Annotated in this window: 26 protein-coding genes; 5 read left to right on the plus strand and 21 right to left on the minus strand. The window is 49.6% G+C overall.

Annotated features, from left to right (window positions below):
- Nucleotides 1-91: 91 nt before the first annotated feature.
- The 16 genes from DW037_RS02230 to DW037_RS02305 all read right to left on the minus strand — a co-directional run bounded on the left by DW037_RS02230 (nt 92) and on the right by DW037_RS02305 (nt 7199).
- Nucleotides 92-304 (minus strand): hypothetical protein, encoded by a 213-nt coding sequence (locus DW037_RS02230; RefSeq protein ID WP_044998675.1) that lies wholly within the window; start codon nt 302-304, stop codon nt 92-94.
- The gene (locus DW037_RS10470) at nt 301-534 is read right to left on the minus strand and encodes a hypothetical protein (RefSeq protein WP_147351999.1); all 234 of its coding nucleotides are present in this window, start codon (nt 532-534) and stop codon (nt 301-303) included. The genes DW037_RS02230 and DW037_RS10470 overlap by 4 nt, the downstream gene beginning before the upstream one ends.
- Nucleotides 535-537: 3 nt before the next feature.
- Nucleotides 538-963 carry a hypothetical protein gene (locus tag DW037_RS02235; RefSeq protein WP_118199891.1) on the minus strand — a complete coding sequence of 142 codons (426 nt, stop codon included), beginning with the start codon at nt 961-963 and terminating at the stop codon, nt 538-540.
- Nucleotides 964-1137: 174 nt separating this feature from the next.
- Nucleotides 1138-1308, minus strand: a complete 171-nt coding sequence (locus DW037_RS10565; RefSeq protein WP_158571908.1) for a hypothetical protein — start codon at nt 1306-1308, stop codon at nt 1138-1140.
- Between the two features lie 151 nt (nt 1309-1459).
- A complete protein-coding gene (locus DW037_RS02240; protein WP_158571910.1) occupies nt 1460-1849 on the minus strand; it encodes a zinc-ribbon domain-containing protein in 390 nt (129 codons plus the stop codon).
- Nucleotides 1850-1859: 10 nt separating this feature from the next.
- Nucleotides 1860-2075 carry a hypothetical protein gene (locus tag DW037_RS02245; RefSeq protein WP_118372744.1) on the minus strand — a complete coding sequence of 72 codons (216 nt, stop codon included), beginning with the start codon at nt 2073-2075 and terminating at the stop codon, nt 1860-1862.
- Nucleotides 2076-2162: 87 nt separating this feature from the next.
- The gene (locus DW037_RS02250; protein WP_118372745.1) at nt 2163-2393 is read right to left on the minus strand and encodes a hypothetical protein; all 231 of its coding nucleotides are present in this window, start codon (nt 2391-2393) and stop codon (nt 2163-2165) included.
- A gap of 2 nt (nt 2394-2395) precedes the next feature.
- Complete coding sequence (locus tag DW037_RS02255; RefSeq protein WP_118372746.1) at nt 2396-3094, minus strand: hypothetical protein; 699 nt, start codon at nt 3092-3094, stop codon at nt 2396-2398.
- 1 nt (nt 3095) lies between these two features.
- Nucleotides 3096-3416, minus strand: a complete 321-nt coding sequence (locus DW037_RS02260; RefSeq protein WP_118372747.1) for a Lar family restriction alleviation protein — start codon at nt 3414-3416, stop codon at nt 3096-3098.
- Between the two features lie 181 nt (nt 3417-3597).
- Entirely contained in the window at nt 3598-4161 is a 564-nt protein-coding gene (gene lepB / locus DW037_RS02265) for a signal peptidase I (protein WP_118218748.1), read from the minus strand.
- A 164-nt stretch (nt 4162-4325) separates the two neighbouring features.
- Nucleotides 4326-4661 (minus strand): DUF3775 domain-containing protein, encoded by a 336-nt coding sequence (locus tag DW037_RS02270; protein WP_118218749.1) that lies wholly within the window; start codon nt 4659-4661, stop codon nt 4326-4328.
- Between the two features lie 35 nt (nt 4662-4696).
- On the minus strand, nt 4697-5425 hold the full coding sequence (locus DW037_RS02275; RefSeq protein WP_118372748.1) for a DNA/RNA non-specific endonuclease: 729 nt from the start codon (nt 5423-5425) through the stop codon (nt 4697-4699).
- Complete coding sequence (locus DW037_RS02280; RefSeq protein ID WP_118372749.1) at nt 5422-5910, minus strand: hypothetical protein; 489 nt, start codon at nt 5908-5910, stop codon at nt 5422-5424. Before DW037_RS02280 ends, DW037_RS02275 begins: the two co-directional genes overlap by 4 nt.
- A 10-nt stretch (nt 5911-5920) precedes the next feature.
- The gene (locus DW037_RS02285) at nt 5921-6163 is read right to left on the minus strand and encodes a hypothetical protein (RefSeq protein ID WP_118372750.1); all 243 of its coding nucleotides are present in this window, start codon (nt 6161-6163) and stop codon (nt 5921-5923) included.
- A gap of 376 nt (nt 6164-6539) precedes the next feature.
- On the minus strand, nt 6540-6959 hold the full coding sequence (locus DW037_RS02300; protein WP_118372752.1) for a hypothetical protein: 420 nt from the start codon (nt 6957-6959) through the stop codon (nt 6540-6542).
- Nucleotides 6960-7199, minus strand: coding sequence for a hypothetical protein (locus tag DW037_RS02305; RefSeq protein WP_118372753.1), 240 nt, complete (start codon nt 7197-7199; stop codon nt 6960-6962).
- 193 nt (nt 7200-7392) lie between these two features.
- On the opposite strand from DW037_RS02305, the gene DW037_RS10570 reads away from it, so the two are divergent.
- Nucleotides 7393-7650: a hypothetical protein gene (locus DW037_RS10570; RefSeq protein WP_118199895.1), complete on the plus strand. Its 258-nt coding sequence runs from the start codon at nt 7393-7395 to the stop codon at nt 7648-7650.
- Between the two features lie 245 nt (nt 7651-7895).
- Here DW037_RS10570 and DW037_RS02315 read toward each other — a convergent pair whose 3' ends face one another.
- The gene (locus DW037_RS02315) at nt 7896-9281 is read right to left on the minus strand and encodes a flotillin family protein (protein ID WP_118372754.1); all 1386 of its coding nucleotides are present in this window, start codon (nt 9279-9281) and stop codon (nt 7896-7898) included.
- A 267-nt stretch (nt 9282-9548) separates the two neighbouring features.
- Between DW037_RS02315 and DW037_RS02320 the strand changes: the two genes are divergently transcribed.
- Nucleotides 9549-10376, plus strand: a complete 828-nt coding sequence (locus DW037_RS02320; protein WP_118372755.1) for a site-specific DNA-methyltransferase — start codon at nt 9549-9551, stop codon at nt 10374-10376.
- 3169 nt (nt 10377-13545) lie between these two features.
- Nucleotides 13546-14049 carry a hypothetical protein gene (locus DW037_RS02325; RefSeq protein ID WP_147352001.1) on the plus strand — a complete coding sequence of 168 codons (504 nt, stop codon included), beginning with the start codon at nt 13546-13548 and terminating at the stop codon, nt 14047-14049.
- On the opposite strand, the gene cas9 is transcribed toward DW037_RS02325, so the two are convergent.
- A complete protein-coding gene (gene cas9 / locus DW037_RS02330) occupies nt 14006-18097 on the minus strand; it encodes a type II CRISPR RNA-guided endonuclease Cas9 (protein ID WP_118372757.1) in 4092 nt (1363 codons plus the stop codon). The two genes, DW037_RS02325 and cas9, sit on opposite strands and share 44 nt — an antisense overlap.
- A gap of 634 nt (nt 18098-18731) precedes the next feature.
- The gene (locus DW037_RS02335) at nt 18732-20102 is read right to left on the minus strand and encodes a HipA domain-containing protein (protein WP_118372758.1); all 1371 of its coding nucleotides are present in this window, start codon (nt 20100-20102) and stop codon (nt 18732-18734) included.
- Nucleotides 20103-20273: 171 nt separating this feature from the next.
- Here DW037_RS02335 and DW037_RS02340 point away from each other — a divergent pair, with 171 nt between their 5' ends.
- Both DW037_RS02340 and DW037_RS02345 read left to right on the plus strand, forming a co-directional pair.
- Nucleotides 20274-20675 carry a hypothetical protein gene (locus tag DW037_RS02340; protein ID WP_118199927.1) on the plus strand — a complete coding sequence of 134 codons (402 nt, stop codon included), beginning with the start codon at nt 20274-20276 and terminating at the stop codon, nt 20673-20675.
- Nucleotides 20676-20721: 46 nt separating this feature from the next.
- Entirely contained in the window at nt 20722-21168 is a 447-nt protein-coding gene (locus DW037_RS02345) for a hypothetical protein (protein ID WP_118372759.1), read from the plus strand.
- A 112-nt stretch (nt 21169-21280) separates the two neighbouring features.
- Here the strand turns inward: DW037_RS02345 and DW037_RS02350 are convergent, their stop codons facing one another.
- Complete coding sequence (locus tag DW037_RS02350; RefSeq protein WP_118218781.1) at nt 21281-22057, minus strand: hypothetical protein; 777 nt, start codon at nt 22055-22057, stop codon at nt 21281-21283.
- Nucleotides 22058-22092: 35 nt separating this feature from the next.
- Nucleotides 22093-23289: a relaxase/mobilization nuclease domain-containing protein gene (locus tag DW037_RS02355; RefSeq protein WP_158571912.1), complete on the minus strand. Its 1197-nt coding sequence runs from the start codon at nt 23287-23289 to the stop codon at nt 22093-22095.
- Between the last annotated feature and the right edge of the window lie 10 nt (nt 23290-23299).

Consider the following 23299-nt stretch of genomic DNA (forward strand, 5'->3'; position numbering starts at 1 on the left):
ACGTGCTGTCAACTATAGCGGATGACAGCCAATTTCGTTTAGTAACGCCCTGTTTTCTTGACGTGTATCAGTATACCACGGTACTAGAGTACTACCTCTGAGAATCTTCTGAAATTTCGTCTGCCCAGTACCAATGATGCCCTTTCGCCTTGCGTCCGGTGGTAATCGCCCGTTTGATCCCACTCCCCGCATATCCGTAGGCAGACATACTCGCCGCGGCGATACTGTCGAAAATCTTCCCGTCATCGCGACGGACCCGCTTCTTACCGCCTCCAAGCCCTGCGTAGATGTCGATATCGCTCACGGCCGTTCCTTCCAATAGCTGCATGTATTGCCATGTCCGGTTTCAAAGGCATGTTCCTCTCCGCGCCTGACGCACAGATATTGAATCTGGGTGTCCTCCGGTCTATGACGTTTGTCGCGAACATGGGGGTTCTGTATGCAATGTGCACACAGGCTGCAGACCTTTTTCTTCCGTGCCTGTTCTTTTTGAAATCCACTGACTGAAGCGCGAAGATCATCATCAGAAACCATAGCTCATCCTTTCATCGGCAAGTCGAGTTCGGATTGTACATAGCAAAACGATTGGGGCGGCCGTTTCAGTTCAGGATTCAAGGTTTGCAGCTCAAGCGAATCCTTGAACGGAACAACTGAATAGATACGGATGGCAACGGCCTTATCGCACCCTTCGTAATATCCAAAGAACCTGTCAGCCGTCAAGCCGCTATGGGTCTTCGAATACGTCCACACGGCCTCCGGAGACGCCTGTAGTATCGACCAATCGGCGATAATACCTGTCACTTTCTGGACCGGCGCCGTCTCATATAGGAGGATCGGCAAGTCAACCAGCTTTGGAGCCCTCTTGCGGTATTCGAAGCGCTTCCTTTCGGTATATATCAGGTCGGCATAATGCGGCTTGATTGACATCAGGATATATTCTTTCGAAAGCCCATTTAAGCCCATTCGTTCCTCCTTTTTTGCATTTGCTGATACGATGATACCACAATACAACGGTGCTACTTACTAGGACAGAAAAATGACCCGGCTCCTTATCGGACACCGGGCCACACAACTGCTCTTCAAATCATCTTATTTTATGAGAAATACAGGGAACGACCTTCTCATTTTTTTTCCGCCCTAAATATCTTTAGAAAGCCATGCACGTCTTTCCTCTTCACGCTCTTTCATCATTCTCGATGTCTGCCATTCAATCTCATCGATGACGCGTTTTCTTCCCTCATCATCAAGTCGAAGGTACGCACAGATCATGCTCCAATCGGCAGCATCCCTTGTCGTCAGCGGAATCATCAGTTGAACTCCTTTCCTATTCGAACTCGCCGTCTGCAAGCCGCATCCTTTAATGCCATGCTCTAAACCGAACGCCACATGGCTTCCGTAGTTGAGACGAAGCCTGTCAGCATATTCCAGCCGGATTGCAACCTAAAAGTGGTGACGTGACTCAGCAATCGAACTCATTGCCGACTACTTCCGCAGAGCAATGCGGGCAGAAGGAATCGGTCAGGGAAATCGGTTCGCCGCAATTGGAACATACGGGAACGATTTCCCCTTCATCGGTCTCAAGTGTCCTGACAACACAAACCGGGCGGTTTATCAGCTCAAACAACCTACCGATAATCGGTCTATTACCAGTAATCTTGATTCCGGGTCCAAACAGCACAGCGGCCAGGAAATCATGAAGATCCGCCTCGCCGATCTCATTCGAGTAGCCATAGACTTCCAGCAAACGGTTTGCCGCGGACCGCCTCGCCCTGTCCGACGTAAGCAGGGTTCTCGGGTCGATGTCATATGTTACGTCGATCCCGTGTCGATCTTTGGGATCAATCTGCATTCCGTCCAGCCTATTCATCTACAGCATGCCCACAGAACGGACAGTAGGTGATCGGTTCGGGTTCCTTTCTCTCAGCCGCCATATATATCTCGATGAGATGTTCAATGCAGGGACCGGTATACTCGCCGACACGGTCGATGATAATGATCTCGTCGGCAGTCGCGCCAGTGTACAATGATGTGGCGGCAAGCATGTTCCGATCGCCTTCGCGATATTCACAAGCCATCTAGAACTTCCTTTCTGTACCAAATCCTTTGCCAGCAAATACCTTATGTGTGGACAAATCTCGTCTTGATCCACCCAGCGCACGTACCTATTTGATATCCAGATAGGTACACGGAACGCTTACATATGCGCCTTGATGGTCCAAAACATTGATATGGCCGTAGGAGAAATCGATGACGTCCGCATGGGCATAATCGGGCGGTAGGCGAAATAAATCCTCGCAGTCGATATAGGCGACGCACCGCTCATACCCGCCGCTACGGATAATCACGAGTTCGCGCACATCGGTCTTCTCGAGGCAATACTCAATAACGGTCATAATCAAATCTCCTTTAGTCTGCGCCCGCATATCGGGCAATAGCTGATGGGAATATAAGCGCAGTCGATGCCGTTGTCGTGGGACATGCTCAAATGCACCCCTTGCGGGTCATTGACCTCGAGTGCGAGCTCTATCCCCTCAATCAGGTCCATATCCCCGCAGACATCATCGATATCGTTGAGGAGCTTGGCGCGGTACGGGCTGCACCACGGGCAATAGCCGTTCGAAAAGACCCCGCGCGATGTACGGTAGGAGTATGCGCTGTGGTTCACCATTCGGAACAGGAGCTCGGAGACGGATGCAATCCGGCTGCTCCCCGAGCCGATCCCGAGGTCGAATTTTTTTAGTAGCCGCCCATGCGCGTCCGGGCAGAAGACCGCCGCGTTCTTGGGGAGCTGCCGAGTCTCGTAGAGCGTCTGGGCGAGATCGGGCGGGCAGACGAGCCAGTTCGCATCGCCCCGGAACGTCAGGCCGTGTCCGCTCTTGAAGTCATTCATACACGATTTGACCTCGACGAAGACGAATTCACCCCGCTCGATGGATGATGGGAACGGTGAGTTCCGCGCGGGCCTGAAACCGACGAAATCGACGCGATGGACATCGTCCACCCACACCTCAGACGAGACCAGGGAATACTCGCGGCGCAACCGAGCCAAAACGCGCTCGGACAGCTCCTCTGTCGTCTCTTCACGCTGTCCCATTTTATGCCTCCTTATCCGCATGGCGTGTATTCCAAGTCTTGAGGGCTGCGATACAGGCGTTGTATTCATCCTCGCCCTCGATAATCGATTTGCGCTGGGGACCGTCTATCTCGGCGGTGCAACCTCGACATTTGCAGGTGGCAGATGAAAGGTAGAGCGTAGGTACGCCCTCGACATACGAGGTGGTTCCCTGCCCGTAGGGATAGATAGTCACCTGCCTGCTACCGCAAAATGGACACGGCTCGGCATCGTCTACGTCCATATAGGCGGTGTTCCGGCATCCGATGAAGGCCGTCCGCTCCAGCCTGTATTTACGCGTCATCCGGACTCCTTTGGCTTCAAAATCATCAACTCTTTCCTTTAATGCAATACCATCATACCACAGTAGGAAGATACTACAGACGCGAAAACTTGATGGAACCGAATTCTTCAAAACCTAGGTTCAGCTTAGAGGGCATTAAAAAAAGTCCTACGGCACGTTTCATGTGTCGTAGGACTCTGGCTTATGATACAGAACCGATTCTGTCAAATGGGAAATAGCGTGCGAATACGATACCGATCACGCTATCCTCCTCCACCGGTCCGAAATAGCGTGAATCTGCTGAATCCTCACGGTTGTCTCCCATTACCCAAATGCATCCGTCGGGGATTGTATAAGGATAGGAATCGGGTGCTAATGACAGATGTGCATCCAGTGGCTTGCTTTCCCCCATCGCATAGGATTCATCTAGGCGCCTGCCATCGACATAAACCTTGCCGTCTTTCAGGTCGACGGTCTGACCGGACGTCGCGATGACACGTTTGACAAGGATGTCAACTCCGTTCCTCGGCCTCGGATTCTTGAATACGACGATGTCGCCTGGCTTCAAATCACTTCCCGTCTCAAGGGTAATCTTCTGCGCAAGTATGCAGTCACCCACCTCAATCGTCGATTCCATCGATCCCGTCGGCACGACAAACGGTTCGATCACAAACGCCCGCAAGAGGAAGACCGCCGCCACGACAGCGCCGATGAACGTTATGAATTTCAGAATATTTTTCAGGATTGAAGTAATACCGGTCGTCATGCATTTCGCCTTTCTGTTAGGATAGCACCATCATACCACAGTACCGAATTTTGGACTCGGAATGCCATCCCCTCTCCCATTACCACGAACTTCCCCATCAAACTGCAAACAACTCTGGAAAAGACGGAAAGATTGACGAGTTTCTTGAGGTCTTCGCGATTCAGTTAAGCCCAATCAGTTGATTTCATCTTCGAAATCCCGGCTTGAAGATATTCTCCAAGCGGAATCTTATCGAGGCTGTTGATCTCAATCTCAGGTGAAAGCCAACCGCTGTCTTCAAGGTCATTACGGGCAATTTGATATGAATCGTAGTCGCCACGTCCGAGATACATCACTGCCTGTGCGTCCTTGATGGCGTCGAACCCCCAAGAGTACAGACGATCTCTAATCGGACGAAAATATGTGAATGGAAGCTCATCTGGGTTCCTATAGACCTGCATCGCCAGGTCAGAAAGCCCCTGTAAGTCTTTGCGGCTAATCGAACATACGAATTTCTGCATCTGCTTTCCTTTCTTTGCAGTTACCTTCCTACCGTTTAGCCTTTAGAGGCCGCCCCGGTCAGATAGTCGAGGGCATATCCGGGCTGAACGTTATAGCAATAGACATCGAATGAAAGCTCATCATCCTGACTGTCTACTGACTGCGCCTGGATGCGAACGCCGCGAGCCATCAGCTCGTTGTCGCGGAAATCAGGGGTCACCTTGTAGAGAACGCTATTCCCCGTGCGCTCGATGTAGCTCGCGACCTGCGTCTCATAGGGCAACATGCCCTCTACGTTCATATATCTCGTACCGGTGATCAGATTCCGCTCCTCCGCATTCATACCGGAAAGGCACCACGCGATAAGGTGGCACCTGTTATAAAGGTATTTGCCGTCAAGGCTGTCGTCGCGCACCGTACGCCAGCCGGAAGGCTTCACCATCCCGATACTTCCACGCCGCTCGCTCACCGCGGGCATCGTGTCCGGCGTTACAACCATCTCGACAGTGCCACATCGTCCAAGACTGTCCAGCTCTGAAAGCACAGTCTCCGAAGGAAGATCGGATATGTCTAGACCTGATCCATCTGAAAGGGCAACTGACGCAAGCCCGGTGTAATCCGGAATACTTGATGTCGAAGTGGTTTTTGACTGCGAAGAAGACGTCCCATCCGGCACCTGAATCGGATAATCGTTAAGATTCAGCCCGATTCCATTTATGCAAGTGATTGCCAATACTATGGCAAGGACGACTTTGATGTTTCTGGAAGATATAAGTTGTTTCATACAACTCCAAGTTGCCTAAAATTAACCAATTCATCTTTAACAATCAGATGCCCATATACAACAAGTGGGACGTTTTTCAAATGAGCAAAATCTTTACGCGCAATCGTCACGTGAAGATCGCCTACCTTGCAACTGCAAAGTTCTGCAAGCTTACGCACAGCTTCAGTTTGTTCCTTCGCAATGTAACCGGCATTGCCGAACGCTTCTCCCCTCACAAGAAGCTCAATCGCGTTGGGATCATATTTGTTCTTTTTATCCTCATGCAAGGTAAGCCAAGAGTTGTGATATCCCTGCGATGCCTGCAAGGACTCGCAGGCTGCAGCTTCCCTGAGATTGCGAGCGCGATTCTCGAATATATCCCACCCTCGACAGTCAACCTGTATGAAAGGAAGCACCGTATCGTTGCCGAACGGGATCATATTGATAAACGTTCCAGCTGAAAAACTGTTCTTCGGTTGATCAAGAAGGACCATCAATCCGGTCATTTTTACAGCCCTACCGATTGATCGGCGCAGAAGCGACGATCTCACGAAGACGGTTGGCAATCCAACTCTTCTTACCGGTGTATTCCTTGCCGTTGATATGGACGATATTCGAACTACTTTCAAGCTCGCGGGCGATAGAAAGAAGATCCTCGGCATCGATCACGATCTTCTCTCCTACCGCTTTTTTCTTTGGGCTGTCCATTTGAACTTTCTCGTTCTCAGCCTGGCCCAGGCGAAACGGAATGAAAAACATCTTATTCTCCAAAGTGACGACCATGCGGACCGGCCTTCTCGAACATAGACAAAGTCGGCGCGTAATATATTCGACCCATATGTGGAAACATAACCGCTATCGGTTCTTCGGTTCCAGCGCGGCACAGGACGTAATCACGCCAGCTGTCCGGGTAGGCAGCCTTGATGTAGTCGACAATCCCGTCGATTTTAGGTCTATCCATGTGCCTCACTCTTTCGCCGCCTGAATTCAAAAAAGAAAAGGCAAAGAGACAAAAACAGAAGTGAGATACTGGAGATCTCTAATTTCCGCCATATCGGCATAACGAAAACTGCCCTTAAGACACCCAAGTAGATGCTAATCATCGCATCCAACAAATAAACTGCAATAGCCATATCTACCCGATCTGGAAACGATGGCTCAGCATGACATCCTTGCTGAACTCACGTGAGGATTTAACCGTGACCGTATCGCCGGGCTTCGGCATCGTCTCAGACACGAATGCGATCGTATCGCGATATAGCAAAACCGCCCTTTCTCCTGGAGCCGTATAGAACCGAAGCAGGACATCCGCCTTGCGCTCGTCCTCGGAATCGATTGCCAGGATATATGCGGAGACGAGATCGCCGGACGGAGCCTCAATAAAACTGTGAAAAGCCTTGCCAAAGGCACCGAGTCTGCCGGTTCGGGAAGAAAGGAATGCTTTCCTGCAGTCCTCCTCGACATCAAGGAGTTTGCTTTCATTCAGAAACGGCTCCGGAACCGCGGGATGATTGTTTTTAATCTCGCGAATCATATCGATATTGAGCTTGCTCATTTAATCTCCCATCTCAGTGGATGCTGCGGAATCGAAACCAAATGGATCAATCAGGTCCGCGATATCCGTTAGATATCTCTTGGCATAGACCGCCATGACATCATCACCGTAAACCGCTTCCATAAGCAGGGAATCCACGGTGTCCGGGGTCGCTATTTTCGCTTTCCCACGAAGCCGGCTTGCAATTTTGCGGCGCAGCTCATCCGTGATTTCCTCACCATTGATCGTGCTGTTTTTCATCCTTGTTTTCCTTTCCTTTAGGCGGTACTATTGTAGCATAGGATTACGAAACGAGACGTATGACGGGGAGAATTTCTGGACGATTTAGCGAAACGCCATCTGTGCGGCGTGCAGGCACGCCTATGATCCGCTCTCTTCGTTCGCTCGATTGATTTTCGCAAGCGCTTGCGATGTGCATGAAAGGCAGGCAAAAATGGAACCGTTCGATCTTAACGCGATCGAGGTGAATGTCGAGATGGATCAAAACGATTTGCCTGAACATATCGTCTGGAATGATGGGCGTGTTTTTAAGATCGTCAGCTACGGTGCCGTCGTACCGTGTCCCTCGAAAACCGGACCCGAACTTGCGACCGTACGGGATGTTTTCATCGCTGTCGGACATGGAAAAACGACTAGACGCTCTCTCATCTGCGACAACGGGATATGGTCTATCGTGTCGGTCAAAAAATGAAGATGGATATGAGCGCCTTAAAAGTGGCTCTCATATCCATCTAATATTCCTCGCTGGGGCGCGGAAAGAGCATGGCTTGATGTTTGTAGCTCGTTTGGTTGTGCCATGCCGTATATATTAGTATAGCATAGTGGTATCACGATACAATCGCCCTGAACTTCTTCTGTTTTGTCAAAAAGAAGGCGCCCCGTGTTCCAACGAGACGCCTTGGTAAATTCAGCTTAAAGCTACGCAGTTAACTTTGACTACTCGTTGTCTTCACGAGGCTGAAATGGTTGATGGAACGAGCTAAGCAGCTCGGTAAGATCGATGCCCGTTGCATCCTTGAGCCCGCTGGTAACCTGATCGACCATGCCGGTCGTATCACGGACGAGCTTCGTGGCGTTGCCATCGCCATACATCTTAATGGAGTCGACAGCTGTCAGCGGCTTTGCGACAGCCTCGGCGACCTCCGGCATGACATCGATGTAGCGATTGGCGAGAAGATAGGCGTTCTCCATACCGTTGTATGCTTCCGTCTGGGCCTTGATGCCGGCGGCGACACCCTCGCCATGTGCCTTCTCAGCGGCGCCGTCAGCCTCACCCTTGAGGCGCGTCGCCTCTGCCTCAGCCTTAGCTTTAGCCGAGACGCCTTCAGCCGTCTTCTGGGCACTATAGAGATCGGCGTCAGACTTATTCTGGGCCTCGACCTTTGCGGCCTCTGCATTCTTGGTACGTGTGTAGAGCTCGGCATCCGCTTTCTGCTCGGCGGCATAACGGTCAGCCTCAGCCTGCTTACGGACCGTGGCATCCAGCTCACGCTCCTTCACGGCAACCTGGCGCTCGGCGAGTTCGACCTTCTTGGTCTCAGCCGCGATCTGCGCCTCCTGCTGTGCGACATAGAGTTCACGCTGCTTTTCAGCCGTCACGGTCTGCTTGACCATATCTGCCTCAGCTGCAGCCTTGTCGGCAGTCTTCTTCAGCTCCGCCTTCTTCAAATCAAGCTGGTTCTGTCGCTCGGCGACCTCCTGCTCCGCCCTGATCTGGGCAAGCTCCGCCTCCTTCTTGATCTCGGCTGCCTGGTCGGCACCCATCGAGCGGATAATCCCCTGCGAATCTGAGAAATCCTGGACGTTGAACGTGCGAAGCTCAAGACCGAGATTCGCAAGATCGTCACGCGACCCCTCGAATACCTTATGGTTAAAGGACTCACGATCACGCATGAGTTCCTTCAGGTCCATCTGACCGATAACCTCGCGCATCTTTCCGAGCATCACCTCGGTGACCTGACGGGTCATCTCGGCTTTATCCATATTGAGATAATTCTTCGATGCTATCTCGATCAATTCGGGAGTCTGTCCAATCTGGAAGTTTGCGACGGCGCAAGCATGGATAAGAATCGCATCTTGTGTCGGGATTTCATTCTCCGTCGACAACTGAACCTGCACAGCACCGAGCGCCAACGTGTCCACACGCTGCAGGCCGGGGATAACGAACGTTCCCTTTCCTGACACACTGCGCGTCTGCCCGAATCCAGATACGATCATCAGCTTGTCCGGCGGGCACTTCCTCCAACAGGACTCGAACACGACGATCACCATGATCACGATTAGAAGCGGTCCAAGCAGAGGACCAAACAAGTCAAAAAGCATCTCTATTCCTTTCTGTTGATGCTTTAGTGAATGGGGCTATTATACCATAATACCGGAATATGGCGCCGAAAAAAGGTCACCCAAACGGATGACCTTTGCAAACGGTCGCGTTTCGCCATTACCCCTGTAACCGCTACGCACTTGCGCGCGGCGATGCGGTGGATCCCCCGCGCCCCTATGAACACGTTCTTCTAACCATACGTCCGCAAATGGATTGAAGCGTCTTTGCCTAGACGTATAATGAAAGACTGAACTTAAGGAGCGCGGATGAAGGTAATTAAAGCAGAGGACACGAGGTCGTTAGAGCCTTTCCGCGACCGGATTATTGAGGGCGATTGCCTTGAGGTGATGAAGGGCATTCCCGGCGAATCTATAGATATGATTCTTTGCGATCTTCCTTACGGAACCACCCAGAATAAATGGGATTCGATTATCGATCTCGACCTGCTCTTTACCGAGTACATGCGCATCATCAAACCGCACGGCGCTATCGTTTTGACAAGCAGCGGGCTTTTTACCGCGAAGCTGATGCTTCACGCCCCTGAGATATATAAATACAAGATTATTTGGGTTAAATCAAAAGCAACCAACTTCTTGAACGCGAAAAAGCAGCCACTTCGCAAATACGAAGACATATGCGTTTTCTATAAGGCGCAGCCTACTTACAATCCACAGATGAGCGAAGGTGAAGCCTACGACAAGGGAGTTCGCAAAGATCAGCTCACTGGAAGCTATGGTGCTTTTTCCCCGAAGCACGTAAAGAGCGACGGCAGCCGTTATCCAACTGACATCGTCTATTTTAAGACGGCCGAATCCGAGGGTGCCGTATACCACCCTACTCAAAAGCCGGTTGAGCTCGGTCGTTATTTGATCAGGACATACACAAATCCTGGAGACATCGTTCTCGACAACGCTTGCGGAAGCGGATCGTTCTGTGTTGCAGCCGTGCTGGAAGGGCGTTCTTTCATCGGCATTGAGAAAAACGAAGATGTTGCTTTGTTTAAGAAGCGGCCCGTTGATTACATCGACATATGCAATCAACGTATTAAAGAGGCCAAGCGAACCTTTGAGGCGGAACAGCAGGCAATTAGCTAAAACCAGTTATTTTACATACCCATATATAGTAGCATGCGGACTCAAAAACTTCCGGGACTTCAAAAGCAAGCGGAACGTTGACCTTTTCGTTGTTCTTTCTGCATTACGACTTGATTTACGGTGTCTCAGAAGCGGAGAAAAGAGATTCGTTAAACATTTGCTTGGTGAATTACTACTTAGTCTACGGTATTTCCGAAATGCGGGAGGGCACCTGTTTTTCGTTGGTGAACTGCTGCTTGATTTACGGTACTTCCGAAACTAAATGTACGTGCGACGGCAAAGGTAGATGGTGAACTACTGCTTGGTTTACCGTACCTCCGAAACTACTCCCGCATCAAGGGTAAGGACGTCATCGGTGAGCTACTACTTAGTTTATGGTACCTCCGAAACGCTATGCCTCACTCCGCGTCGCCTTCGGCTGGTGAACTACTACTTGGATTACCGTACCTCCGAAACCGGATCGCTTCGTGCTCCCCGTCGGTAACCGGTGAGCTACTACTTGATTTACGGTACTTCCGAAACGCAGACCTCGTCATGTCGCTATCGATTAAGGGTGAACTACTACTTGATTTGCGGTACCTCCGAAACGTTTCATGTGATGCTGACCGCTCCAGAAAGGTGAACTACTACTTGGATTACGTTACTTCCAAAACACAGAGGTTAGAAAGACTGACATTTCTTCGGGTGAACTATTGCTTGATTTACGGTACCTCCGAAACTGGAGGTACGCATAGAAGCTTGACTCGATGGGTGAACTACTACCTGGATTACCGTACCTCCGAAACCAGCTCTTTGGCTTTGGCGGCGAGAAGGCGGTGAACTACTGTTTGATTTACGGTACTTCCGAGACCACAGCCCGGGCATGATGGTGCCGCTGATGGGTGAACTATTACTTGGATTATGGTACCTCCGAAACTCGAGCTCGTCGATGAAACGGTCTAGCTTGGTGAACTACTGACTGATTTACGGTATCTCCGAAACCATCCCTAACGGGCTCAACCTTGGCCTTGAGGTGAACTACTACTTGGATTACGGTACTTCCGAAACAGGCCTTGGCGAGCTCCGGCGCACTTGTGAGGTGAACTACTGCTTGATTTACCGTACCTCCGAAACCGTCGACCTTTACCGGCAAGAGCGTCGGCAGGTGAGCTACTGCTTGGGTTGCGGCCCCTCTGAAACCGCGCGTGCAGTACAAGGGCACTGTAGCTTGGTGAACTGCTGCTTGATTTACAGTACTTCCGAAACTGCGCGAGTCCGGCAAGCTCATCCAAATCCGGTGAACTATTGCTTGGATTACCGTACCTCCGAAACAAGCTCTACGACGCCCTCGGCCTCGCCGTTGGTGAACTACTACCTGGATTACCGTACCTCCGAAACTGACTAGGCAACGCCGGCCATCTCCTTTCGGGTGAACTACTACCTGGATTACCGTACCTCCGAAACTTATCGACGGCTTAGCCGGCGGCAAGGACAGGTGAACTACTACCTGGTTTGCGGTACTTCCGAAACAGACCTTGGCGAGCTCCGGCGCGCTTGTGAGGTGAGCTACTACTTGATTTACGGTACCTCCGAAACGTTTCATGTGATGCTGACCGCTCCAGAAAGGTGAACTACTGCTTGGTTTACCGTACCCCCGAAACACCGTGACCATGCGGCTACCTCCCCTCGAGGTGAACTACTGTTTAATTTACGGTACCTCCGAAACTAAGCAGTGGGGCGACTGACGCCCAACTCGGGTGAACTACCGCTTGATTTACGGTACTTCCGAAACAAATCGCGTGCTTAAACTGCAGGATCCAAAGGTGAAATACTGCTTGGATTACGGTACATCCGAAACAAGCTCTACGACGCCCTCGGCCTCGCCGTTGGTGAACTACTACTTGGATTACCGTACTTCCGAAACCGAGCTTTTATGTCCATCTGCTCGGTCAGAATGAACTGCTGCTTGATTTATGGTACCTCCGAAACATTGGAAAGAGCTCTGATGCCTAGTCAGATGGTGAACTACTACCTGGATTACCGTACCCCCGAAACGAATAAAGCACTGTCGGCAGGGCAACATGGGTGAGCTACTGCCTGATTTAAGGTACTTCCGAAACCGGTGAACTTCGCATTGACGCTGAAGATGTGGTGAACTATTGCCTGGATTACTGTACGTCCGAAATACCGGTACCGACGGACGCGTTACCTGCAAGGGTGAACTACTGCTTGATTTACGGTATCTCCGAAACTGCCCACTGACGGCATTGTGTAGTCACGGGGTGAACTACCGCTTGGATTACCGTACTTCCGAAACTCGGTGACACCAGTCATAAGCGCAGCAATTGGTGAACTACTACTTGATTTACAGTACTTCCGAAACTGCGCGAGTCCGGCAAGCTCATCCAAATCCGGTGAACTATTGCTTGGATTACCGTACCTCCGAAACTCGCACTTCGGTGCGATGAACTTAGGGAAGGGTGAACTACTACCTGGATTACCGTACCTCCGAAACTCGCACTTCGGTGCGATGAACTTAGGGAAGGGTGAACTACTACCTGGATTACCGTACCTCCGAAACTCGCACTTCGGTGCGATGAACTTAGGGAAGGGTGAACTACTACCTGGATTACCGTACCTCCGAAACTCGCACTTCGGTGCGATGAACTTAGGGAAGGGTGAACTACTACCTGGATTACCGTACCTCCGAAACTCGCACTTCGGTGCGATGAACTTAGGGAAGGGTGAACTACTACCTGGATTACCGTACCTCCGAAACTCGCACTTCGGTGCGATGAACTTAGGGAAGGGTGAACTACTACCTGGATTACCGTACCTCCGAAACTCGCACTTCGGTGCGATGAACTTAGGGAAGGGTGAACTACTACCTGGATTACCGTACCTCCGAAACTCGCACTTCGGTGCGATGAACTTAGGGAAGGGTGAACTACTACCTGGATTACCGTACCTCCGAAACTCGCACTTCGGTGCGATGAACTTAGGGAAGGGTGAACTACTACCTGGATTACCGTACCTCCGAAACTCGCACTTCGGTGCGATGAACTTAGGGAAGGGTGAACTACTACCTGGATTACCGTACCTCCGAAACCGAGCAGTAGTTTTGTGCCCATTAAATTAGGTCTTAACTAATTACAGATAAAAGAAAACCCTGTTCTCAACAGGAAAAATGGTGAATATCGCTACGCAAATCAAGCTGAATAAAATCTCTCAAATACCAGCCGAGATTTTCAAAAAACTCTGCAAAGATCACCGTTTTGAGCTTACTTTCTGGGATATTTTTAAATATCTCCTGATGCGCTGTGCACATTTCTCCATGCTTTTAATGCGCATGAAGCCAATCAATTTTATCTTTTCAAAGAGCATGTACATAGTATCAGAGTATCAAAGTACTTCAAGACACCAATTTGAACAGTATTTCAACTTTGTCCAACAGCTGACACTCCCCGTAGTTGAAACCAGGGGCTTTACGAAGGTTTTGATAATCAGTCAGGAAAACACCGTGAGCATCAAGAAGGATCGTGCCGTATCCATCGAGGCGGAGTTTTGCCGGTTGTTCAGTTGTCTGATTCCGCACAACCATGTACCCCGCCTCGTACCTCATCTTCCGCGCATGCTCGATATACGCCGTTTTACCAAATCTTCGTTTTCACCTCATGAAGACCGGCCGGCGTAGTATCAATAAAACAAGCCTTTGACTTCGGATCGTTCAGCACCTTGTTAAAGGTGAACACCAGGCTTCCGCCAAACGTGTTGCCGCCGAGAATCTTGGTGTCCGACATATTCCGAAGTCCGCTTGCCTGTTCCATCACCTGAATTTCAGCCTCTGCAATCTTGTACACGATAGCTGGGAATTCGGATTCACTCGTTGCTGCAAGGATGTCCTTCGGATGCTTCAACGAACCAAGCTTCAGCTGAACCGTCAGTTTCGGGTAATTGACTGGAAGTTTCTCGAGGAGCAGATCCCAGAATCCAACCAAAGACTCTGCGGCCTTCTCAAAATCAATCCTTGCGGATGCTCCGGCATTTCCTGCCGCTACAATCGTCTCAACTCCCTTCAGCAGGTACATCTCATCAATCGCCAATGGCATCTGGCGCACCGGATACACCTGCTTCTCACCGGCGATCCGGAAGCGCTCGCCATAAAGCTCGATCATCGTGTTCTTAAGAACACGGGCACGAACGATGCGAACGAATTTCTCTTTTGCCGTTTTCGCCAAACCGCGGGCATACATCTCAAGCATAGCGTTGTAAGTATCCGGATCAGATTTCGATGCGATCGCAGCCGGTACCGCACCGAAACGAAGCTGTTTCACCTTTTTCTTCATCACTTCATAGACAAAGAAATTGGCAAACGTCTGAGAGCTGTACCCACCATAAATTTCTGCCGGACGGTCTGACTTCGTGGCAATCAGTTTCGACTTCTCCCTTGGAGAGTAAATCGTCTGTTTCCAAAATGCGCCGCCGTCTTCAAAGGTGGCATATGTGACACGAAGGTTCTTCCATCCACATGCACGATAGATGCGCTCCACCTCTTCATCCTTGTTCCAGTAAACCTCACCTGTGTCCTTGTCGACACGGTCAAAGAAGAAACCGCCGGCAAAGAAATCAAGTTGTGACTTCGGAGTCTTCTTGTTCTCCTCATTAACCAGCTTGATCTTGCGCATGTACTGCTCATACTTAACGCGATTATGGACGAACGCTGGCTTCGCAAGTTCCATATAGCGCCCGACCTCGGCTGCAAGCAGAGCGTCGTGTGCGTGATAGAACTGGTTCGCTTTAAGGCTTTTTGGAATTCCGATCCGGCTACGCACGGCACCGATAACCCCAGCCTTAACGGGAATGACAACCGTTCCCGGATACTTTGCCGCAATCGCAGCCGTAAACAGTTTTGCCTCCCAGCTGTTTTCCGTGAACTGCCTTCCGATAATCGATTTCAGCATGCCTTCGGAAATCTCAGTACGGATCAGCGCGTTGAGCTTTCGCTCGGACATAAGTCCGGCGTTACGAAGCATCCTCCAAAATGGCAGCATCTTCCGCTGCACCGCTGGAGACACGAGCAGAGTTTCACTCTTATAACGACTGGCCTCTGCATAAACAAGCACCTTGTTATCCAGTGACTCATCTTTACGGTAAGCAAGCGGTACAACATGATCGACATAGTAATCATTCGATGCAATCCGAGTGATGTCGATCGGCTTTCCCGTATAAAGGCATTTTCCTGCCTGATGGAAATACAGGTAGATGCGCTCGTTAATCTCCTTCTCATCGAACATGCCAAGCTCACGAAGCAGCTTCGCCGCACCAAGGTCCGCCGCTGCATCCGCATCCAATGCCTTGAGTGCCTGCTTGATCTTATCGGAGCGCTTGGCGGTTCGCTTACCCTTTCGGCTATTCGAGGCGGTTCGCGTCACCTTCAGATAAATGCGATTCGGAGCCTTACCGGCAACAGAAACGATGTCATCCAACACCTTTATCGCCTGACTCACGCCTCGACGAAGTGCCGGCGAACCGGGAAGTGCGTTCAGATCAAAACCTTCTGCCATCTGCATATGCGAATCGTTAAGCCTCTTGATTTCCATTTTGAAACCAAGAACATCGTCATTCAGAATCTGCATCAGGTTCATAGATGAACCACGATAGCGACCATAAGGCCTGCCCTGCTCAAGGACATCCATGACGCACATATCGCCAGAAGCCGTATCTGCCCAGATTCCGGTCAGCAGCTTCTCAGACAGCTTTCCCCAACCGGAAAGACGCTTATGGCAGAAATCGTCAACCGCCTTTTCCGTGAGCAGGTCACCATAGGTTTTCAGGATCTTTCGGCGCAGGATATCGCGATCCTCAAACACTGTATTCCACAGAACCAGGTCCTCCGCCATGCTCATGTCGGAAGCACTGAGCGCTTTCACGTCGAAGAGCCTGCAGAAATATGCATAATTGGACCGCTTGGAAGACATGGCTTTCGGATTCGACGTACCACGAACATGAGGATGTGCGATAAAGAAGTCTCGCTGCAGCACGGACTCGATGCGTTTCACCGTCATCGTCTTTCCATCCGAAGCGGCATCATAGATAGCCTTCCGCATTCCAGCATCGAATGGCATCCAGGAATCTCCATCCTCCGTAAAGCTGAGGCTCGCAAGCTCATTAAAGAAACAATATTTCTCATACAATAGAGAATTCTTCGCCAAAACATCCTCGCCGTCGAGATAGGAGCACTCTCCTGTCATGCGGCGGATGAAAAGCTCGGCTGTCGTGTCGATATCAATATGATCCTCATAATTCCAGGGAGACACAAATGCGTCCTCATGACCAGCAAGACGTTTCACCCATGCAAAACGCGTGCCATTTTCGCCGGCTTTACCATGGTCCGTACTGCCAAGAGGACCGACATAATAGGGAATTCGAGAAGTCAGAACCTTCAGAATATGCTCGCGAGCATCAATGAGCCAAGGATAGAAACGCCCCTGGTTGTCGATGATTCGATTTACAACCTCGGCGTGCAACTGATAGGGAATCGCAGCATTGTCGACCGTATGAATACGGCGCAGGAAAGCATGATTTGCAAATGCCTCCATCATCGTCTTGTATTGCGGATCGTTCACGGCATCGGTATCTTTGAACAGGAGCTCTACACGCTTGGCAAACTCCTCATAACCGAGAACATTCAGGTTGTAGGCGGTATAGCCCATGTTTTTTTTCGGGCTATCCTGCTTCTTTACCTGAACCTTGTCGTAACGGTACCTGTCCTCACACTTCGGACCGCCAAAGAACCGAACGTAATCTTTAAATCCGTCCTCGTCAATATTACCGTCTGCATCCTGCTTCGCGACATACTTGAGTGCAAGATTTTTAAGCATGCGAAGCTGCTTCCCATACACGTCATACTGGGCAACCTGATTGTGCGAAAGGCTTTTGCCAGGTGCGTAAGAAAGCATCCCCTGAAGCTTCCAGGAAGTGTAGAGCGCCTGCGCTGCCATCAGAACAGAAACGAGGGAATCCGGACAAGAATCCGACAGGAACTCCTCCAACGCATCGCCATCGGAAATCGATACTTTGGGAAGTTTCTCAGCATCGGGAACAAGCGCCGTCAGATCTGCCTTATAGCCGGCGACAAGATCTGCAATGGCTTTAATTTGAGCCTTCTCCGTTTTCTTCTGAATATCATCGCCCGACACGCACATGGCAGATGCGAACCGCTTCTGCAACTCACGCGCCGTTACATTTCCATTGATGTCAAGAGCTTCCAGTGACGGCTCGATCCGCTCGTCAAGAGTGTCCTCAAAATAGGACACAAGAACTTCCGCGTAGTTTGCAACCTGCGTATCGATGTCAGAGTTCGTAGACGAAACATTTTGGTCTTCGAGCAGAAAATGACCGCGCCGGACAACATGATTCGCAACGGACTCGAAAATCAGACGCGGATCCATAGCGCTATCTGATTCCATAAGGGCGACGTCCAGATGGGAAAGCGTCGGGAACGAATGGAACAGACGACTATAGCTGAATCCGATCGGGTCACTCTCGAACCGAATTTTTCCAAGCTTGTAGGACATCCGGCGTCGGATAAAGAAATCCGGATCAATAGAGGAAATCACCGGTGCGAAAACGCGCTCCATCTCATGTTCACGCCCACGACGGCGCTGGATTCCACGGCGGGAAGTTCGCGGCATACGCGCCTCAGCTGCATGCTGACCTTCCTTGAAAACACGGGTTCCCATAACCGGTTACTTTCCATGGTACAAAACATTCCCGTTCGGATCCGTTGCAACGAATCCATGTGCCGTCGAACTTAACTCGAACCCGATGGAATAAGGCCCACTCATCTGCTTCAACTTTTTCATAGCGTATTTCCTTTCCCACACATAGGCAGTATGCGGCTTTCTTTTTGTAGTGTCAGTATACCACAGTACCAAAATATTCCAGTTGTGATTGATGATTCTCTATCGCTCAAAAAATTTCTTCCAAAAATTTCTTCAGAAACTTTCAATTCCCGCGTCGCCTGCTCTCCTGCTGTGCTATATTGTCGTGGTGAATTACCGCTTGGTTTACGGTATGTGTAAGTCGAAATACGGCTTCAAAGCCACAAACTGCCCTTTGGGGCGCCCCGTATGGGGCATTTTTTTTGGCGATTTTTACTGAAGAAGAATGGGTTCTCATAGAAAAGGGGTTGCTGGAATATTTCCAGCAACCCCTTTATAGAACATTTTGATTCAAACTGTCATATTTGAATACCAAGGCTTTTCGCAAGCGCCTGCGAATCACCCTGTCGAGACCAATATCCTCGAATAGCTTTCGGAACGCCAAAATCCAAGCGTTCAGCACCAAAGTAATGCTTTCGGCATCCATATCACCTTACCTACAACGGTCTTCTTCCGGAATAATCTTGTTCAGCGTATTTTCAAATACTTTGGATCCTCTTTTTACTGCTTCTGCCTTCTCGCTAAGTGGAAGACCTTTCTTGTGAATCATCTTAACGGAATCAAGAAGCATCGGTATTTTGGTTGTTGCTTGGATCTCGTTGAATTTCTCTTCCATCGCTTTGCAAAGCGCATGTTCATCCACGATAGGAATCCGTAGCAATTCCCTTACTTTCTCTGTAATATAGTGGTTCAGCGCTCCAAGCCGATCCTGTGGAAGCGGATATGTTGGATGATTCTGGAACTCAAAGCCGATCATCCTGCGCAAAAGCTCATGCTGCTCCGCTCCCATAACAATTCCAGCCATATCATTAAAAGCGATATTCGCTGTTGCAGGTAGGTAATATCGATTTGAACGAACAAGGAAATCCGCATAGTCTGTTTCATCATCTTGCGCAAACAAGGACAGATTGTGGTCAAACAACGGGGCTAATCCCAACAGCCGTCCTGTTCTGTTTTCCCGTAAGATACCAAAATTTCCGCCGTGACGATCCCGATTGCAGATCAAGGCATCAAAAACAACCATTGTCCTGTATTTCGATGCCATCTTTGGATCAAGCTCATTTAAGATCGATAACGCTGCCGGGAAACTCGCATCACCAGCAGCAACGAAAAATGGAACAAAAGAAATTTCTTTGTCATTCATAAGTCCACAGACAGACGCAAGTTTCCCTTTCCACATCTCTAAATCGTAGGAAACATGATCTATTCCCATCCGTTTTGCAACTTGTGCTGCAAAGTATTCAGAATAAGGTTCTTTGCCAAGATTTCTGGCACCGCTTGTACCTGTTTTAAACAACAGCAGCCTATCGTTAATCCGTCGAACTGCTTTCGGAAATTGCCCTCCCAGTGTCCACTCACTTGAAACGCCCGCTTTATGCTTTTGTGAGGGCGTGTACCCGGTATAAGCTACAAGTCCCAATACTTCATCAAAGCGATTGTCGAACAAATTGATTCCATCAAAGGTAACATCTGATTTCCCATCATCAAGCCAATACGAATCGTTAATGGAAAGCCCTTTGGATACATCAAGAATTCCAAGGATATCATTCCTTGTCAATCCTGCCGTACTAAGAATCTGCTCTACAAATGCCCTGTTTTTCGGAATGGTTCTACCTTCCATCCAACTCGCAAGGCTTTTTTCATCTTGATCTACAATTAAATTCAATGGAAGCAAATGCGCATTTGCCGAATCGATATCCGTAATCTCCAGTTTCAAACTACCGAATGCGTCATAGGCAGCTTCGAATCTCATGAGGCTCTGATCATAGATCTTCAGCTCATAGCTTTTAGTCTCTCTCGTCATGCTGCTCCTCCCTTTTCTTTTCAATATCTACTATTATAGCATAATACTATCGTCCTATGCAGCTTATAATTTACCAAAACGGTTGTAAAACCATTGGTTTTAGCAATGGTAAGGGCCAATCCGCTAAAATGAACTCGGTGAACTGTAATATCCAAAAGAAAGGAAAGTACCATGCCAAAGAGTATCGAAGACATCGATCGCCAAATCGCCGCCCTGAAGGAACAGAAAAAACGGCAGCAAGCGCAAATCGCCCAGAAAAAGCGTGAAGGTCTTCGCTCCTGTAAAGAGCTTATCGGTGAAGAGGTTGTCAATGCGTTCGATAACTGGACCAGTATCGACCTTGATCTTTTTGCCATGTATATTTCCGAGCATGCAGACGAAATCGTAACCTCCTGCTCGACTTCTGAAACGGATCTGGATGATGCTTTGAAGCGCAACAAACAGTTCGCTAAGAAGCATAAGAAGACGCGTAAGAAGACGAACGATCGAGACGAACCCGAGTCGGATAGCGATTCGTCTGAACAGGACGATACACAGGTTGATTCCTATGCGGTGCCCTACGGCGCCTATTGATCCGCTCTCCTGCTCGCTGACTGACAGAATCTAAAAGGAAAACGCAATGAATCCCAATTTCAACCGACGCCAATTCATCGGTCTCGCCGTCTGCGTTGCCGTTAATACAGCACTTCCCGGATGCAAGAAAAAAGAACCCGAGTGGACCGCGGCGAAAGACGATAAACTCAAACCCCTGGCCTTTGAAATCTCAGAGGGCAAGGCGACTCCCCTTTCCGGATCCGGCTGGAAACGATGCGACGATTACATTCATCTCCAGCTTTCCGGCAGCTCCATCCCGGATCGCAAGATTGCGAAAGTGAAACAAAAAAAGGGAACGCTCATCGTCTATGTCGATAATGGCAACAGTGAAGTTCAGTCGATGGATCTCGTACTTACCCAATATAAGATCACTGGCGGGGATATTTCCCAGATCGTCGATCTCGTCCTCGACGAGAATGGAACCAGGACTGAAGTTTTCAATGCAGACAGCACCGGCAGTCTGGATCGCTGATCTAAACCGACAATATATAGACATGAAAAAGGGGAGATCTACGTCTCCCCTTTTTCGTTTGCTTCACAAGTTCAGGTCGATATCGAAGCAATAACGATTATAGACGCTTTTGCTATTTCGTAAAGAACTCATAGCAGAAGGACAAAATAATCGCGGAAGCAACGGCGACTGCAATCCAGATCGCGATGTTCACCATCACTTCCGGCTTTGTGATACGCATGAAACGCTTCGCTCTCGCATTGGCAGCCTGTTCAAGCTTTTCGATTGACTTGGCGCTTTTCTTTGCAACCTCATCGATCGCTTTCGTCCCCGCCTGTACGGTTTCCTCAACAGCTTGCGTTGCGCCGTCAGTCACAGCTTTCGTCACGGTCTCAGCATACTTATCACCCTGCTCGAAACTGGCAACCATTTTACTGAGACTGTTTTGAGCGCGACGCGTGGCGCTCGCCTCTCGCTTCATATCGCTTTGGATTGATTTCATCTCGTCGAGAATCAAATCCGTACGTTGTTTGAAATCTGTTGCAGTAGAAGACAGTGAGTCCTTAACCTCCTTCCGGAACGCATCGTTCTCGGCTTTCTGATCTTCAATGAACTTTTCCATGAATCCGATAAGCTCACCGTAAGATTCCGGAGTGTCTTTATCACTTAGAAACGGGGTCTGACTTTTTGGAATAACTGCCTGCTCCTGTTGATCGCTCTCGTCAGAGTCGATTTCTTCCTCGAACGCCGAACCACCCTCCTCCTCTTCCATCTCGTGATCCATATCCTCATCGGTCTTCACGTTTTCAAACATATCGTCTTCAACAGATGAATTCTCGTCGATGTCCAGCATGCCCTGTCCTTCCTGATTCTTAATAGGTTTCCTTGCGCCACAAGCTGGCTTTGCCATAAGCATCTACCTCCTGTTTCAATTTAACATTTTATTTAATGCTCGACATTCTTATCGCTCTGTTCGCGAGTGCGACCGCTTTCAATAACCGGCTGCTGAACAGAGTGCGTTCCCGCCTGACCGGCAGCACGAACATTGTCCTCACCATAATCTGGCACGGCACTGGCATAACGGTTGCGAATCTCTTTTGCGTAACCGCGCCGGGCAAGAAGCTCATCGCGTACAGCGGGATCTTCGAGCAGGTCATCGTCACACTTCGGAGCAACGAATTTCGGGAATGCGTTATAGGCCACGCCCTTGCTCGCCTTTGCCTGCTCAACCCACGCCGAGTAAGCTTTCTTAAGTCGTTGGATATAAACATCTCGACGCTGTTCGAATGTCATCGGTTTCTCACTTTCCGTAGTTCCTGTTTCGAAAGCCGTCTGCAATGACTTCAACGCGAAGCGCCCGTCAAGACGAGTCAGGTTGAAAGTGCATTTCGGGTTGCCGGCCTCTTTGATATCGAGATCTGTCGCATAGACTCGATTGTTCTTGATGAAAATATCTACACCCCATGAGGCAAGTAATTTCTTGAACTGCTCCATATTCTTCGGGTGATAATCGCTGATTGCAATATGGATCAACTCGCGCAGATTGTTTTTATAACTGTACTCTCCACGATCGACAATCTCCTTTTCAATATCGCGCGGCTGTCGATCTCGAATCTTTGAATTTTTCTTTCCCTTTTCAAGTTGAGTAAGATTCCAAGCCTCGTCCATTTCACGAACCCATGAAGCGCGCTTATGCTTCGCCTGCGCTCCCGTTCCCTCCCAAAGACGTTTTCCTGTCAGAAGATCCGTGCGGTTGATCGCCATATGGACCGCAAATCGTTTTCCCTCCTTATCGCTTTCCTCATGCAACGCGAGAATCACTTGTTGATGCGGATAGTGCTTCGCAAGCCATTGCTCCGCGTAGGCCATACATGCATCGGGAGTCATCTTGCCTCCGTTGCAGCTGCACTCTTCAGGAAGAAACGCAAGAACCTGATGATACATAATCGTGTTCTTCGCACCGGCACGTGCCGGTTTATCATGACCAAAAGATTTTCGCGTCCGTGCCATTTTTGCGTACCAATATTTGTTATATGGAAGATTCCAGCCGCCACGTGCAAGCGCATCTTTTCCGTTGATGTATTTACGAACGTTTTTCGCGTGCCGCGACGAGCTGACTGCTTTCTGTTTAATGACTGTCAATCTCTTCTGC

Origin of the sequence: Collinsella sp. AF39-11AT, assembly GCF_003474585.1 — a bacterium.
Lineage (GTDB): Bacteria > Actinomycetota > Coriobacteriia > Coriobacteriales > Coriobacteriaceae > Collinsella.

Coding starts and splice junctions, on each gene's coding strand:
- DW037_RS02250 (WP_118372745.1), bottom strand. CDS start 2,393: ATGACCGTTATTGAGTATTGCCTCGAGAAGACCGATGTGCGCGAACTC.
- DW037_RS02350 (WP_118218781.1), bottom strand. CDS start 22,057: ATGGCAAAGCCAGCTTGTGGCGCAAGGAAACCTATTAAGAATCAGGAA.
- DW037_RS02255 (WP_118372746.1), bottom strand. CDS start 3,094: ATGGGACAGCGTGAAGAGACGACAGAGGAGCTGTCCGAGCGCGTTTTG.
- DW037_RS02305 (WP_118372753.1), bottom strand. CDS start 7,199: ATGAAAAACAGCACGATCAATGGTGAGGAAATCACGGATGAGCTGCGC.
- DW037_RS02235 (WP_118199891.1), bottom strand. CDS start 963: ATGGGCTTAAATGGGCTTTCGAAAGAATATATCCTGATGTCAATCAAG.
- DW037_RS02335 (WP_118372758.1), bottom strand. CDS start 20,102: ATGACGAGAGAGACTAAAAGCTATGAGCTGAAGATCTATGATCAGAGC.
- DW037_RS02240 (WP_158571910.1), bottom strand. CDS start 1,849: ATGCAGATTGATCCCAAAGATCGACACGGGATCGACGTAACATATGAC.
- DW037_RS10570 (WP_118199895.1), top strand. CDS start 7,393: ATGGAACCGTTCGATCTTAACGCGATCGAGGTGAATGTCGAGATGGAT.
- DW037_RS02260 (WP_118372747.1), bottom strand. CDS start 3,416: ATGACGCGTAAATACAGGCTGGAGCGGACGGCCTTCATCGGATGCCGG.
- DW037_RS02280 (WP_118372749.1), bottom strand. CDS start 5,910: ATGACCGGATTGATGGTCCTTCTTGATCAACCGAAGAACAGTTTTTCA.
- DW037_RS02285 (WP_118372750.1), bottom strand. CDS start 6,163: ATGTTTTTCATTCCGTTTCGCCTGGGCCAGGCTGAGAACGAGAAAGTT.
- DW037_RS02270 (WP_118218749.1), bottom strand. CDS start 4,661: ATGCAGAAATTCGTATGTTCGATTAGCCGCAAAGACTTACAGGGGCTT.
- DW037_RS10565 (WP_158571908.1), bottom strand. CDS start 1,308: ATGATTCCGCTGACGACAAGGGATGCTGCCGATTGGAGCATGATCTGT.
- DW037_RS02345 (WP_118372759.1), top strand. CDS start 20,722: ATGAATCCCAATTTCAACCGACGCCAATTCATCGGTCTCGCCGTCTGC.
- DW037_RS02300 (WP_118372752.1), bottom strand. CDS start 6,959: ATGAGCAAGCTCAATATCGATATGATTCGCGAGATTAAAAACAATCAT.
- DW037_RS02275 (WP_118372748.1), bottom strand. CDS start 5,425: ATGAAACAACTTATATCTTCCAGAAACATCAAAGTCGTCCTTGCCATA.
- DW037_RS02320 (WP_118372755.1), top strand. CDS start 9,549: ATGAAGGTAATTAAAGCAGAGGACACGAGGTCGTTAGAGCCTTTCCGC.
- DW037_RS02245 (WP_118372744.1), bottom strand. CDS start 2,075: ATGGCTTGTGAATATCGCGAAGGCGATCGGAACATGCTTGCCGCCACA.
- lepB (WP_118218748.1), bottom strand. CDS start 4,161: ATGACGACCGGTATTACTTCAATCCTGAAAAATATTCTGAAATTCATA.
- cas9 (WP_118372757.1), bottom strand. CDS start 18,097: ATGGGAACCCGTGTTTTCAAGGAAGGTCAGCATGCAGCTGAGGCGCGT.
- DW037_RS02340 (WP_118199927.1), top strand. CDS start 20,274: ATGCCAAAGAGTATCGAAGACATCGATCGCCAAATCGCCGCCCTGAAG.
- DW037_RS10470 (WP_147351999.1), bottom strand. CDS start 534: ATGGTTTCTGATGATGATCTTCGCGCTTCAGTCAGTGGATTTCAAAAA.
- DW037_RS02315 (WP_118372754.1), bottom strand. CDS start 9,281: ATGCTTTTTGACTTGTTTGGTCCTCTGCTTGGACCGCTTCTAATCGTG.